Genomic DNA, 13,849 nt, shown 5'->3' with positions numbered 1-13,849 from the left:
CTGATAGCAGTCTTTTGAAGTTTCGGATTGAATTACTACGCCCTTAACAGGCGCATTTTTGCGATTTTTAACGGAGCTTTTGCTGTAATGGCAACCATTGATGCCGATACACTACGCCCGGTGTGGCAAACACCAGAAACAAACTCAAGGTAGTGACAAAAAACTCCCACTGCTGGGGATAAATATTGCCTGCATACTGCTGCTCAAAAGCGATGGAGACCAGTAGAGCTACAAAATAATATACTACTACTTCAAACAGTCTTAACCATGCATTTTTACCATTTTTTAACGGGATAAACAGAAATAATCTTGAATTTACCCATGGTAAATTTGCCAGCACAAACATTATCAACAGCAGTAACCAAATCGACATTTTTAAACCTAACTAAATATTCTGGCGCAAAGCGCAAATAAACTTCCCGGAAACAAACCGAGTAACAGTACTGCTAATACGTTGCCACTCAGCAGGTACTGCATTGAGGTTGTGGCTGCGATATGGGGCTTTTCGGTGGCAGTGTCGAAAAACATCACCTTGACCACCCGCAAATAATAATACGCACCTATAACCGACATCACGACAGCAACAATAGCAACGGCCAGTAAATTAACATCGACGACTGATTTAATCACGCCTAATTTCGCATAGAAACCGGCCAGTGGTGGAATACCCGCCATGGAAAACATCAGTAACAGCATCATCAACGCATGCCAGGGGTGGCGTTGCCCCAGACCTTTAAAGTCTTCTATCTCTTCAGCTTCAAAGCCCTCACGACTCAGCAGCAGAATCATACCAAAACTGCCTAATGTCATCAGTGCATAGACCAGGGTGTAAAACAATGCTGCAGCATAGCCTGCCTGGGTTCCGGCTAAAACCCCTAATAATAAAAAACCAACGTGCGAAATGGTGGAATAGGCCAGCATCCGCTTTAAGTTGCTCTGTGCAATTGCCAGCAGATTACCCAGGATAATCGACAATACGGCCAGCATGATCAGCATATCGCGCCAGACACTAAGCATATCGCCCATACCTTCCGTCAATATACGTATCAGCAAGGCAAAAGCCGCTATTTTGGGGGCACTGGCGACAAATAAAGTAATAGCTGTGGGCGCCCCCTGATAGACATCCGGTAACCACATATGAAACGGTACCGCACCAAACTTGAAGCCGATACCAATCACCAAGAACACAATGCCCAGACTCAGGACTGTCTGATTCAATTCTTCAGTGTCTAATGCTGCGGCTATGGCCTGGATACCTAATTCACCAGTGACCCCGTAGATAATCGACATGCCGTATAACAACATGCCCGAAGCCAATGCGCCCAAAATAAAGTACTTCATTCCGGCTTCGGTAGCGGCAAATGAATCTCGTTGCATGGCCACCATGGCGTATAGACAAAGCGACATCAGTTCCAACCCTAAATACAGCGTCAAAAAGTGATGTGCCGACACCATTACCAGCATACCCAGGGTGGCAAACAAGGCCAGTACATAAAATTCGCCCTGCAATAAATTTCGGGCCTGTAAATAACTGTAGGAATAGCTCAAAACCAGCATATTCACCAGGCAGATAGCCAGTTTAAGGATATCGCTAAGCGGGTCTTTGATATAAGTTTCAGAAAAGGTCAGCCCACCCTCGCCCATCATCCAGAAAACCGTCAAAAAGGTTACTAAAAGACTCAATTGGCTTAATGCATGCACCAGATTAATCTGACGATTACCGGTAAATGCGACCACGAGCAGCACGATGCAGCACATAGCCAGCAGCAGCATCTCTGGCAAGGCAAACAGCATATTTGGAACCTCAAACGCCATATGGTGTTTCCTTTAAAGCTTTGACTGAGTGATTTGCAGCAGCAGATTATCTACCGACGCATGCATCACATTAAGTAACGGATCGGGCCAAATACCAATCACTAAGACAATGACCGCAAGACTTGCCAACAGCAACATTTCCCGTGAATTAATATCCTGTAGTTTGGCGACTTGGTCATTGGCGATCTCTCCAAAAAATACCCGTTTGACCATCCACAAGGTATAAGCCGCGCCCAGAATTAAAGTCGTGGCCGCCAGAAAGGCATACCAGAAGTTGGCCTGAAACGCCGCCAGGATCACCATAAACTCGCCAACAAAACCGGATGTACCGGGCAACCCGGCATTGGCCATCGCAAAGAACACGGCCAACGCGGTAAATTTCGGCATGCTGTTGGCGACACCGCCATAGGCACTGATTTCCCGGGTATGCATCCGGTCGTATAACACGCCCACGCTGAGGAACATCGCCGCAGCGATAAAGCCATGCGAAATCATCTGGACCATCGCACCTTCAATCGCCAGCACCTGCCCATTCCCGATACCGATAGTGATTGCCTCATTGGCAGTAATCCGAAATATAATAAACAAGCCCAGGGTGACAAAACCCATATGAGCAATACTTGAATAGGCAATCAGTTTTTTCAAATCGGATTGCGCCAACGCGACAAAGCCAATGTAAACAATGGCAATCAACGATAAGCCAATGACCAGCCAGTCCAGCGTCATACTGGCATCCGGGGTAATCGGCAGAGCAAAACGTAGTAGACCATAACCACCGATTTTCAGCGTGATCGCCGCCAGAATTACCGAACCACCGGTAGGCGCTTCAACGTGAGCATCGGGTAACCAGGTATGTACCGGCCACATCGGAATCTTCACTGCAAAGGCAATTAAAAATGCCAGGAAAATCCATATCTGTTGAGTCAGAGTCAAGCTGACAGCATGAAAGTCCAGAATCGAAAAACTGCCCGCCTGAAATTGCAGATATAACAGTGCAATAAGCAAAAACACTGAGCCGAAAAAGGTATACAGAAAAAACTTAATCGTGGCATAGACCCGATTGGGTCCTCCCCAGATGCCGATCACCAGAAACAGCGGAATCAGCATTGCTTCAAAAAACAGATAGAACAGAATGGCATCAAGCGCTGCAAACACACCCAGCATCAAGCCTTCCATAATCAAAAAAGCAGCCATGTATTGTGCTGCCCGATCCTGAATGACCTGCCAACCAGCGATAACAACCAGAACTGTAGATATCGTGGTCAGGATCATAAGTGGCATCGAAAAGCCATCAATGCCAAGGTAATACTCGATATTAAATGTGGCGATCCATGACAGGCGTTCAACAAACTGCATTTGATGACTGGTGGTATCAAAGCCGATATACAGCAAAAAAGACAGCAGCATGGTGGCGACACTGATAACTAAAGCCAGTTGGCGGGCCAAAACATGATTTTGTTTACAGAACAAGAGTAAACCGCCGCCGATAATCGGCAGCAGAATCAATATACTGAGTAGCGGGAAGTCCATCATCTAATCAGCTTGCTCCTAAACCACAAACCAGGTGAGCAACAGCCACACCCCGATAATCATTACAAAGGCGTAATGGTACAAATAACCACTCTGCATTTTGCGCCCTACTCTCGAGATCAAGCCCACTGTCCGTGCTGTACCGTTAACCACTAAACCATCAATCAACATTCGATCACCTACGCGAGAGAACAACCAACCCAGACCTCGTGAACCACCGGCAAAAACTCGGTCGTTAAATGCATCAAAGCCGTATTTGTTTTCCAGTATTTTCCATAGCCACATCAGTCGATGCTGAATTTTGGCGGGCAGATCCGGACGTTTGAGATAGAGATACCAGGCGGTTACCAAACCGGCCATTGCCAGCCAGAACGGTGCGGTCATCAATCCATGGCTGATAAATCCGATTAACCCATGATAATGGGCAGCCGCCAGCACATCATGCTGCGGCATAACGTTTATCGCATCGCTGAAGAAATTGTCATACACCAAAGTGCCAATCAAATAACCGGCCAATACCGATGGAATCGCCAGCAGAATCAACGGCCAGGTAACCACGCTAGGGGATTCATGTGGCGGATGGCCATGCGCATCAAAACGTTCTTTGCCGTGGAACACCAAAAACAAAAGCCGAAAGCTGTACAGACTGGTAACAAATACCCCTATCATCACTGCCCATAAGGCAAAGCTACTGCCTGGTATGGTCGATTCATGCACCGCCATGATAATGGCGTCCTTGGAGAAAAAGCCGGCCAGCCCGGGAAAACCAATTAACGCCAGCGTACCAATCAGACTGGTCCAGTAAGTAATGGGTAAATATTTTTTTAGCCCGCCCATCTGTCGAATATCCTGCTGATGATGCAGGGCTAAAATCACTGAGCCAGCCGCTAAAAACAGCAAAGCTTTAAAAAATGCATGGGTGAATAAATGGAAAATGGCTGCGGAGTATGCCGACACACCCAATGCTACTGTCATATAGCCGAGCTGTGACAAGGTTGAATAGGCAATAACCCGTTTGATATCGTTCTGAATTAAGCCCAAAAAGCCCATAAACAAAGCGGTAATCGCCCCAATCACCAGAATAAATGACAGTGCAGTTTCAGAATATTCGTATAGAGGTGACATTCTCGCCACCATAAAAATGCCCGCCGTCACCATTGTTGCCGCATGGATCAATGCGGATATTGGCGTTGGACCTTCCATCGAATCCGGTAACCACACATGCAGTGGCACCTGCGCTGATTTCCCCATTGCACCGATAAATAACAGAATGCCAATCACCGTCATTAACGACCAGGCGTAATTATCAAATATGGAAATGGTCTGCCCCGCCATCACCGGAGCCTGATTAAATACTTCCAGATAATCCAGACTGCCGGAGTACATCAGTACGGCAGCAATCCCCAGCAGAAAACCGAAATCACCCACACGATTGACCAGAAATGCCTTGAGATTGGCATAAATAGCCGTGGGCTTTTTGTACCAGAAGCCGATGAGTAGATAAGACACCACGCCAACCGCTTCCCAGCCAAAAAACAGCTGCATAAAGTTATTGGCCATCACCAGCATCAGCATTGAGAAGGTAAACAGCGAGATATAACTGAAAAACCGGCTGTAGCCGTCATCATCATGCATATAACCAATGGTGTAGATATGCACCATCAGCGATACAAAGGTCACCACGGTCATCATCACTGCAGTCAGTGAATCAACCATAAAGCCGACTTCAATGCTCAGGCTGCCAACTTGCAGCCACTGATATACCGCCTGGTTATAGGTTGCGCCATCCATGACTACCAGCTTCAACACCCAGAGCGATAAAAAGAACGCAATACTGACACCGGCGATTGCCGCTCGATGTGACCAGTTCCGGCCAATCCTACGACCAAAAAAACCAGCAATGATACTGCCCAGTAAGGGGGCTAAAACAATGGTCAGTAACAGGGTCTGGGTCATGCCGTTAGCCCTTTAACCGGTTGAGATCATCAACATTGATGGTGCTGAGATTGCGGAATAATACGACCAGGATTGCCAGGCCAATCGCTGCTTCAGCCGCCGCAACAGTCAGAATAAAAAACACAAATACCTGGCCAGCGGCATCCCCGGCGTAATAAGAAAAGGCAATAAAGTTCAGGTTAACCGCCAGCAACATCAATTCAATACACATCAGCAGGATAATGATGTTTTTACGATTGAGAAAAATACCGGCAACAGACAAGCTGAACAAAATAGCGGCAACAATCAGAAAGTCAGATAAAGCAATCATGGTTTTCCTTTCCCATCCTGGCGTTTTTCCGAGGCCATTTTCACCAGACGGACGCGGTCTTTACTACGAACTTTGACCTGCTCAGCTGGATCCTGAGTTTTGCGTTTATTGGGCCGTAAGGTCAGCGTAATGGCTGCCACGATGGCCACCGTCAGAATCACCGAAGCGATTTCGAATGGATAAACATAAACCGTATACAACAGTCGGCCCAGCGTTTTGGTATTACTTTCATCAGAACCTTCAGGAACGGGCACCTGATCCAAACCAAAATTCGCCGCACCCAATACGGCAATTAATTCCAGCACGATCAAAACGGCAACTAATAAGCCTAACGGCAGATAACGGGTAAATCCTTCCTTAAGTGCACTGGTATCTATATCCAGCATCATGACCACAAACAAAAACAGCACCAGCACCGCACCGACATATACCAAAACCAGGCTGATCGCCAGAAACTCGGCTTCCAGCATCAACCAGATGGCTGCACTGGTAAAAAAGGCCAGCACCAGAAACAATGCTGCACGCACCGGATTTCTTACGGTAATCACCATGGTGGCGGCAAACAATAAAATGCCAGCAAAAAAATAAAACAGTATTTTTTCCATAATTATCCGGCCTATCGATAAGGCGCATCAGCCTCCCGGTCAGCAGCGATTTCCGTCTCGTATTTATCGCCAATCGCCAGCAACTGTTGTTTGTCCATAATGTTTTCACCACGATTTTCAAAGTGATAGGCAAATACCCGGGTTTCGACTATTGAATCCACGGGACAGGATTCTTCACAAAATCCACAGTAAATACATTTGAATAAATCGATGTCATAGCGCGTGGTTCGGCGGGTGCCGTCTTCACGAGGTTCGGTATCGATGGTAATTGCCAATGCCGGGCAAACCGCTTCACACAACTTGCAACCGATACAGCGTTCTTCACCATTGGGATACCGACGTAAAGCATGTAAACCGCGGAAACGTGGCGATTGTGGCGTTTGCTCTTCGGGATATTGCACCGTGACCTTGCGCGAAAACAAATGTCGCCCGGTCAGACGTAATCCCTGCACTAACTCCCACAGCAGAAAACTCTTAAAAAAGTGACGAATTGACTCATTCATGGACTTGTCACCTCGACGATGTTGTTAAACCAGGGCCCGATATCGAACACCTGCATGGTCGAAATAATCACCAGCCAAACTAATGTCACTGGTATAAATACTTTCCAGCCGAGACGCATCACCTGATCATAACGGTAGCGAGGAAAGGTGGCGCGGATCCATAAATAGATAAACAGAAACATACTGGTTTTCAGTAATAGCCAGACCAGTCCCGGTACCCAGGCAAACATCGGCTCTAAAACCGGAATACCTTCAAAAGGTGATAACCAGCCGCCCATAAACAAGGTGGCGGCCAGGATCGAAATCAAAATCATATCGGCGTATTCAGCGAGGAAAAATATCGCAAACGCCATCCCAGAATATTCCACATGGAAGCCGGCAACAATTTCGGATTCACCTTCGGCAATATCAAACGGTGCGCGATTGGTTTCCGCCACACCAGAGACAAAATACACAACAAACAACGGTAACAAAGGTAACCAGTACCAGTAAAAAATACCGCCTTGCTGAGCCATAACAATCTCACTCAGGTTCAAGCTACCAGCGGCAATCAGTACGCCTACCAGGGCAAAACCCATGGCAATTTCATAGGAGACTACTTGAGCGGCACTGCGCATCGCGCCTAAAAAAGCATAGCGTGAATTGGAGGCCCATCCAGCAATCACAATGCCGTAAACACCCATTGAGGTAATAGCCAGTACATATAACAAACCGGCATTAATATCGGCCAACACCATGCCAGCGTCAAACGGGATAACCGCCCAGGCTGCCAAAGCAGGACCAATTGCTAATACCGGTGCCAATACAAACAAATAGAGATTGGAGCGCGTGGGCAAGATGATTTCTTTAAGTAATAACTTCAGACCATCAGCAATCGGTTGCAGCAGGCCACGCGGCCCCACACGATTGGGGCCAATACGCATCTGGATATAGCCAATAACTTTCCGTTCGGCCAATGTCAGATAGGCTACCGCCAGCATCAATATCGCTACAATCAGCAAAATTTTGCCTATATTGGGTAACAAATGCTGGGTGAGCAGATCAAGCATCTGCTGTCTCCAGTATGGCTGATAATTCTACATCACCAAAGGCTGATGTTAATTTGGCACTTAATGGCGAGGCTGCAGCAAGATAAACCATGCCCTCAGCAACCTGTTCATCTATCAGTACGGTGGTCGATACGGAGATTTCACCCTGCTGAATATGCACCTGATCCCCCTGATGTAGACCTGACTGCTCAGCCTGTATCGGATGAATCCGCAAGGTATCCAGAAACTGATTTTCCGGTGTTAATTGCAGGGCTTTACTATGTCTGACCAGACTGTCTGTACGATATATCGGCACCTCTGAAATCAGCTGCAAACCGTCAGCCTGAGAAATTTCAGCTGGAATATACAAACCATGTTTAACCGGAGAATGCCGGTTCAACTGATCCTGCAACTCCTGGCGCACCCCTTCTGAAGAAACATAATCAAACCCGTTGAATTTTGAAATATTGCCCAGTACCCGCAGAATTTTCCAGCCTGGACGACTTTCTCCCGGTGGTGCCACTGCGCCGGTAAAGGACTGCCATTGATGATCCAGACCGACAAACGTACCAGACGTTTCTGCAAATGCCGCCAAAGGCAGTAATACGTCGGCATACTCATGAAGACTGTTGCAATGAAAACTGTTTATTGCGACCACAAAACCGGCTCGTTGCAAGGCAAGTTGGGCAGCAGAGGGATTGGAACAGTCAAATTCCGGTTCAATATTCATTAATACATATGCACGTAACTGCTCTTCCCAGACCGTTTTAGCATCCAGGCCAGGCTTTACGTCTTTTATCATTTCGTTATGCGGTAAAGCGCCGGCCAAATGCAAAGCCTGACTATTCGCTTCCGGTAGAATTAACAGCCGTGCTCCTGTCAGTTTACTGATAAGCGCCGCCATTGATCGAATGACTGCTGCCTGAGGGTGCTGATTGGCTAATGCACCAACAACAATTAATGGTTGATTGCCATTAGCCAGCTGCATCGCAATATTCTGCTCGGTTGCCGAGGCCGCTTTTTCAGGAATCAGATGTTGCCAGGCTGCAGCAGCCTCCTTATCCAAATGTAATAACGCTTTGGTAATGCCGCTGAGCAAGGCGAATAGTTGTGCCGTATTCACGACCACCTGACGGTCTGTCGGCATCAGCAAATCGGTTTTGAAGAAATTAATATCACTGACCAGCCCGCCGGCATAAGCCGACTGGCGAATTCGATGGGCTAACAGGGGCGCTTCACTGCGAACATTACAACCCAATAAGACAATCGCATCACAATCTTCAACTTCTGCCAGGCAGATTGGGCTGAATTGCTCGTGCCCTGCGTCACTGAAATCCTGCTGCCGTAAGCGATGATCAATATTCTGACTACCAAAATTACGTAGCCATTTCTGGAACAGATAGGCTTCTTCCAATGTAGCTGTGGGGGATATCAAGCCGGCAATCTGATCGGCACCATTTTTGGTTTTAACGTGTTTGATACCTTCTACTGCAAACTCAAGAGCCGTCTGCCAATCGGTAGTATGCCACTCACCATTTTGTTTAATCATGGGGTGCAGCAAACGATCAGGATGTTTTAAACCAAGATAACTGAAACGATCCCGGTCTGAAATCCAGCTTTGATTGACGGATTCATTATCTCTGGCAACCACACGCATAACATCATTCTGCCGAGTATGAATCTCCACACTGGAGCCCACGGCATCATGCATCGCAATTGACGGGTGGGAAGTCATCTCCCAGGCCCGTGCTTTATAGCGGAAAGGTTTGGAAGTCAGTGCACCTACCGGACAGATATCAATGATATTGCCTGATAACTCGGACGCCAGACTGTGTTCAACATAGGTACCGATTTCCATATGTTCACCACGGCCTGTCGCACCCAATTCTTTGATGCCGGCAATTTCCTGCCCAAAGCGCACACAACGGGTACAGTGGATGCAGCGGGTCATATCGGTTTGTACCAGCGGCCCGATATCCTTGTCTTTCACAACCCGTTTTTTCTCACTGAATCGACTTATGCCACTGCCATAGCCCAGCGATAAATCTTGTAATTCACACTCGCCGCCCTGATCACAAATCGGGCAATCCAACGGGTGATTGATCAGCAGAAATTCCATAACGCCACGTTGTGCTGCCAGCGCTGTTTCTGACTGAGTAAATACTTTCATTCCCTCTGCAACTGGCGTAGCACAAGCTGGCAAAGCTTTACGAGCCTTATCGACCTCAACCAGACACATACGGCAGTTGGCCACTATCGACAGGTTTTTGTGATAACAAAAACGCGGAATATCAATACCCGCCTCATCGGCAGCCTGAATAATCATTTTGGCTGAATCCACTTTAAGTGGAATGCCATCAATTTCGATATTAACCATAGTTCAACTTCAATTCTGGTTCATCAACCAGGCAGCGTTGGTGATCGATGTGATACTGAAATTCATCGCGAAAATGCTTGATAAAGCTGATAACAGGCGCGGCTGCGGCATCGCCCAGAGCACAGATCGTATTACCGTTAATGTTGTTCGCAACATCTACCAGACGATCCAGATCTTCCTGACGGCCTTCGCCATTTTCAATGCGTTTAATAACGCGATATAGCCAGCCGGTGCCTTCACGACAAGGGGTGCACTGACCGCAGGACTCCTCGTAATAAAAATAGGCGATGCGCTCCAACGCTTTGACCATGCAGGTGGTTTCGTCCATTACAATCACTGACCCTGCCCCAAGCATCGAACCTGCCTTGCCGATACCGTCATAGCTCATTGCGGTTTGCATCATGACATCTGCAGGTACCACAGGTGTCGAACTGCCACCGGGGATAACGGCTTTAAGTTTGTTGCCATTGCGGACACCACCGGCGAGTTCCAGTAATTCTGCAAAGGGCATTCCCAATGGCACTTCATAATTTCCCGGTTTATTCACATGGCCGGTCATGCAGAAGATTTTCTGACCGCCGTTATTTGGTGTGCCCAGCTCATGAAACCAGTCCGCACCATGTTGCAGTATGACCGGCACCGAGGCTAACGTTTCGGTATTGTTTATTGTGGTTGGCCGGCCGTATAAACCATAGCCTGCCGGGAATGGGGGTTTGTAACGCGGCTGGCCTTTTTTGCCTTCCAGGGATTCGAGTAATGCCGTTTCTTCACCACAGATATACGCACCGGCCCCAGGATGAGTGTGAAGTTCAAAATTAAATCCACTCCCAAGAATATCCTTGCCTAAATAACCCGCTTCACGTGCTTCAATTAATGCTTGTTCAAACCGTTCAATCGGCTCAAAAAACTCACCACGAATATAGTTGTAGCCACGTTGGGCACCAATGGTATAGCCGGCGATAATCATGCCTTCAATCAACTGGTGGGGGTTGTAACGCATAATGTCACGATCTTTACAGGTGCCGGGTTCGCCTTCATCCGAGTTACAGACGATATATTTATCCCCGGGCATACGCCGCGGCATAAAGCTCCATTTCAGCCCGGTTGGAAAGCCAGCACCGCCGCGTCCACGTAATGCCGAATTTTTGATGGTCTCAATAATGCTTTCCTGACGGGTCTTTTCACGGAGAATTTTCTCCAGTACTTCGTAACCGCCAACGCTGCGATAAGCTTCCATCGACCAGGGCTGGTCAAGGTGCATGGTGCGAAAACAAACCTGGTTTTGTTGCATCATTTCACCCCGTCTAAAAGCGTATCGATTTTTTCCACGGTCAGGTGCTCATGGTAATCACGATCCAGTAATAACATGGGGGCACCGACACAAGCTCCCAGACACTCTACTTCTTTTAACGTGAATTTGCCGTCAGCAGTAGTTTGCCCAAAACCAACCCCCAGCTTTTTCTGAATATGTCTGGCGATATCTTCCGAACCACAGAGCTGACAGGAAATATTGGTGCAAAGGCTGATTTTATGCTGGCCCACCGGCTTAAGTTCAAACATCGTATAAAACGTAGCAACTTCAAACACACTGATAACCGGAATATCCAGATACTCCGCCAACGCACGCATCAATCCCTCGCTTAGCCATCCTTCATGCGCATCCTGCAGAATATGCAAAGCCGGGATGACCGCTGATTGAGCCTGGCCTGGTGGATATTTACTGATCCAGCTATCCAGCTGTTGGCGGATGGATTCACTGAACAACTGATCCCGGTGGCCTGTGAGTTGCAACTCTGCTGTCATCGGTCAATCTCCCCGAAAACAATATCCATGGTACCGATAATGGCCACCACATCAGCCAGCAAGTGGCCTTTAGCCATTTCGTTCATTGCGGCAAGATGGGGAAAGCCCGGGGCACGTATTTTCACGCGATAAGGTTTATTGGCACCGTCCGAAACCATATAAATACCAAACTCCCCCTTGGGATGTTCTACGGCGCTATATACCTCGCCTTCTGGCACACAATAACCTTCAGTAAACAGTTTGAAATGATGAATTAAGGCTTCCATATCATCTTTCATATCCGCTCTGCTGGGAGGCGCTATTTTGACATTATCAACAATCACTGGACCCGGATTGACTCGCAGCCAGTCAATACATTGCTGCATGATTTTATTGGACTGACGCATCTCTTCAATGCGTACCAGATATCGATCATAACAATCCCCCTCTTTACCCACCGGGATATCAAAATCCAATCGGTCATAAACTTCATAGGGCTGCTTGCGCCTTAAATCCCATTCCACACCACTGCCACGTAGCATTGGTCCGGTAAAACCAAGTTGCAGCGCGCGTTCCGGCGATACCACACCAATTCCTACGGTACGTTGCTTCCAGATACGGTTATCGGTCAACAGCGTTTCATATTCATCAACGCATTTGGGAAAGCGTTGACAGAAGTCCTCAATAAAATCGAGCAGGCTGCCTTCGCGGCTTTGGTTTAACTTTTTAACCTCTGCGTCAGAATGCCATTTGGATTTTTGATATTGCGGCATGCTGTTGGGTAAATCACGATAGACGCCACCTGGACGATAATAGGTTGCATGTAACCTTGCACCGGATACAGCTTCGTAACAGTCCATTAAATCTTCACGCTCACGAAAGCAATAAAGAAAGACGGTCATAGCACCGATATCCAGACCATGTGCACCAAGCCACATCAGGTGATTCAAAACCCGGGTCATTTCATCAAACAAAACCCGGATGTACTGTGCCCGAACCGGAGGTTCAATACCTAATAGCTTTTCTATCGCCATCACATAGGCATGTTCGTTACACATCATCGACACATAATCCAGCCGATCCATATAACCAATACTCTGGTTATAGGGTTTGGACTCAGCCAGCTTTTCGGTACCACGATGCAGCAAACCAATATGTGGATCAGCGTGCACAATAACCTCGCCATCCATTTCCAGAATCAGCCGTAATACACCATGTGCTGCTGGATGTTGTGGGCCAAAATTCAGCGTGTAATTTTTAATTTCAGCCATTATTTCTTGGCCTCGCTGCCATGCGGTTGCAGGTAACGGTTATCATCACGAATTACCCGCGGGACCAGTGTTCTAGGTTCAATACTGACTGGCTGATAAATCACCCGTTTCTGTTCGGGGTCATAAAGCATTTCTACATTGCCAATCAATGGGAAATCCTTGCGAAACGGATGTCCGACAAAACCATAATCCGTCAGAATACGTCGCAGATCTTCATGGCCTTTGAACAGGATGCCAAACAAATCAAAGGCTTCACGTTCGTACCAGTCAGCCGAATGCCAGATGCTGGTAACTGAATCAATAATGGGCGTTTCAGCAATCAGATCCACCTTAAGGCGAAGTCGATTATTGTGTTGCACCGATAGCAAATGATAAACAACGGCATAGCGAAAGCCTTCGTCCATTTCGTCGATTTGCGAAAACGGTTCACGTGCCCGACTGAAACCATGTTCAGTGGCCTGTTTGGTTTCCCAGCCACTGTTGCCATATACGGAATAATCTACACCGCATAAATCAATTAATTGGGTAAACTCAAATTCATCGCGTAATGCTTGGCATACTGGAATAATCTGTTCAGCCTCAACATGGATTGTTAATTCGCCTCGATTAAACTCACACTCCACCAGCTGATTGGCAAAATGCTGTTCCAGTTTATGTTTAAGCGATTCCATG

The 13,849-nt window shown here is 47.3% G+C and carries 13 protein-coding genes; all 13 read right to left on the bottom strand.

Annotation, left to right across the window (positions count from 1 at the left end; all coding sequences use genetic code 11):
- Nucleotides 1–67: 67 nt before the first annotated feature.
- From B3S93_RS03580 to B3S93_RS03520, 13 genes are read right to left on the bottom strand one after another with little or no spacing between them, the layout of a single operon-like run.
- Nucleotides 68–373 carry a DUF2818 family protein gene (locus tag B3S93_RS03580; RefSeq protein ID WP_292353728.1) on the bottom strand — a complete coding sequence of 102 codons (306 nt, stop codon included), beginning with the start codon at nt 371–373 and terminating at the stop codon, nt 68–70.
- A gap of 8 nt (nt 374–381) precedes the next feature.
- Nucleotides 382–1,815: an NADH-quinone oxidoreductase subunit NuoN gene (nuoN, locus tag B3S93_RS03575; RefSeq protein ID WP_292400009.1), complete on the bottom strand. Its 1,434-nt coding sequence runs from the start codon at nt 1,813–1,815 to the stop codon at nt 382–384.
- A gap of 12 nt (nt 1,816–1,827) precedes the next feature.
- Entirely contained in the window at nt 1,828–3,348 is a 1,521-nt protein-coding gene (locus tag B3S93_RS03570) for an NADH-quinone oxidoreductase subunit M (protein ID WP_292400011.1), read from the bottom strand.
- 15 nt (nt 3,349–3,363) lie between these two features.
- The gene (gene nuoL / locus B3S93_RS03565) at nt 3,364–5,301 is read right to left on the bottom strand and encodes an NADH-quinone oxidoreductase subunit L (RefSeq protein ID WP_292400013.1); all 1,938 of its coding nucleotides are present in this window, start codon (nt 5,299–5,301) and stop codon (nt 3,364–3,366) included.
- 4 nt (nt 5,302–5,305) lie between these two features.
- Entirely contained in the window at nt 5,306–5,611 is a 306-nt protein-coding gene (gene nuoK / locus B3S93_RS03560) for an NADH-quinone oxidoreductase subunit NuoK (RefSeq protein ID WP_292353720.1), read from the bottom strand.
- Nucleotides 5,608–6,216 carry an NADH-quinone oxidoreductase subunit J gene (locus tag B3S93_RS03555; protein ID WP_292353718.1) on the bottom strand — a complete coding sequence of 203 codons (609 nt, stop codon included), beginning with the start codon at nt 6,214–6,216 and terminating at the stop codon, nt 5,608–5,610. The genes nuoK and B3S93_RS03555 overlap by 4 nt, the downstream gene beginning before the upstream one ends.
- A gap of 11 nt (nt 6,217–6,227) precedes the next feature.
- Entirely contained in the window at nt 6,228–6,719 is a 492-nt protein-coding gene (gene nuoI, locus B3S93_RS03550) for an NADH-quinone oxidoreductase subunit NuoI (protein WP_292353716.1), read from the bottom strand.
- Entirely contained in the window at nt 6,716–7,768 is a 1,053-nt protein-coding gene (nuoH, locus tag B3S93_RS03545; protein ID WP_292353714.1) for an NADH-quinone oxidoreductase subunit NuoH, read from the bottom strand. Before nuoH ends, nuoI begins: the two co-directional genes overlap by 4 nt.
- On the bottom strand, nt 7,761–10,124 hold the full coding sequence (nuoG, locus tag B3S93_RS03540; protein ID WP_292400016.1) for an NADH-quinone oxidoreductase subunit NuoG: 2,364 nt from the start codon (nt 10,122–10,124) through the stop codon (nt 7,761–7,763). Before nuoG ends, nuoH begins: the two co-directional genes overlap by 8 nt.
- The gene (nuoF, locus tag B3S93_RS03535) at nt 10,117–11,415 is read right to left on the bottom strand and encodes an NADH-quinone oxidoreductase subunit NuoF (protein ID WP_292353711.1); all 1,299 of its coding nucleotides are present in this window, start codon (nt 11,413–11,415) and stop codon (nt 10,117–10,119) included. The genes nuoG and nuoF overlap by 8 nt, the downstream gene beginning before the upstream one ends.
- Complete coding sequence (gene nuoE, locus B3S93_RS03530) at nt 11,415–11,927, bottom strand: NADH-quinone oxidoreductase subunit NuoE (protein WP_292400018.1); 513 nt, start codon at nt 11,925–11,927, stop codon at nt 11,415–11,417. Before nuoE ends, nuoF begins: the two co-directional genes overlap by 1 nt.
- Nucleotides 11,924–13,177 carry an NADH-quinone oxidoreductase subunit D gene (locus B3S93_RS03525; protein WP_292353709.1) on the bottom strand — a complete coding sequence of 418 codons (1,254 nt, stop codon included), beginning with the start codon at nt 13,175–13,177 and terminating at the stop codon, nt 11,924–11,926. The genes nuoE and B3S93_RS03525 overlap by 4 nt, the downstream gene beginning before the upstream one ends.
- A complete protein-coding gene (locus B3S93_RS03520) occupies nt 13,177–13,848 on the bottom strand; it encodes an NADH-quinone oxidoreductase subunit C (protein ID WP_292353708.1) in 672 nt (223 codons plus the stop codon). Before B3S93_RS03520 ends, B3S93_RS03525 begins: the two co-directional genes overlap by 1 nt.
- Nucleotide 13,849 lies beyond the last annotated feature (1 nt).

The sequence above is a fragment of the Methylophaga sp. UBA3613 genome (assembly GCF_002375415.1).
In the GTDB taxonomy this organism is placed as follows: Bacteria; Pseudomonadota; Gammaproteobacteria; order Nitrosococcales; family Methylophagaceae; genus Methylophaga.
This window is presented reverse-complemented; position numbering and strand designations above follow the sequence as displayed.

Bases quoted from the DNA above. Each gene is read 5' to 3' on its own strand.
- B3S93_RS03580 (WP_292353728.1), bottom strand. From the start codon at position 373: ATGTCGATTTGGTTACTGCTGTTGATAATGTTTGTGCTGGCAAATTTA.
- nuoN (WP_292400009.1), bottom strand. From the start codon at position 1,815: ATGGCGTTTGAGGTTCCAAATATGCTGTTTGCCTTGCCAGAGATGCTG.
- B3S93_RS03570 (WP_292400011.1), bottom strand. From the start codon at position 3,348: ATGATGGACTTCCCGCTACTCAGTATATTGATTCTGCTGCCGATTATC.
- nuoL (WP_292400013.1), bottom strand. From the start codon at position 5,301: ATGACCCAGACCCTGTTACTGACCATTGTTTTAGCCCCCTTACTGGGC.
- nuoK (WP_292353720.1), bottom strand. From the start codon at position 5,611: ATGATTGCTTTATCTGACTTTCTGATTGTTGCCGCTATTTTGTTCAGC.
- B3S93_RS03555 (WP_292353718.1), bottom strand. From the start codon at position 6,216: ATGGAAAAAATACTGTTTTATTTTTTTGCTGGCATTTTATTGTTTGCC.
- nuoI (WP_292353716.1), bottom strand. From the start codon at position 6,719: ATGAATGAGTCAATTCGTCACTTTTTTAAGAGTTTTCTGCTGTGGGAG.
- nuoH (WP_292353714.1), bottom strand. From the start codon at position 7,768: ATGCTTGATCTGCTCACCCAGCATTTGTTACCCAATATAGGCAAAATT.
- nuoG (WP_292400016.1), bottom strand. From the start codon at position 10,124: ATGGTTAATATCGAAATTGATGGCATTCCACTTAAAGTGGATTCAGCC.
- nuoF (WP_292353711.1), bottom strand. From the start codon at position 11,415: ATGCAACAAAACCAGGTTTGTTTTCGCACCATGCACCTTGACCAGCCC.
- nuoE (WP_292400018.1), bottom strand. From the start codon at position 11,927: ATGACAGCAGAGTTGCAACTCACAGGCCACCGGGATCAGTTGTTCAGT.
- B3S93_RS03525 (WP_292353709.1), bottom strand. From the start codon at position 13,177: ATGGCTGAAATTAAAAATTACACGCTGAATTTTGGCCCACAACATCCA.
- B3S93_RS03520 (WP_292353708.1), bottom strand. From the start codon at position 13,848: ATGGAATCGCTTAAACATAAACTGGAACAGCATTTTGCCAATCAGCTG.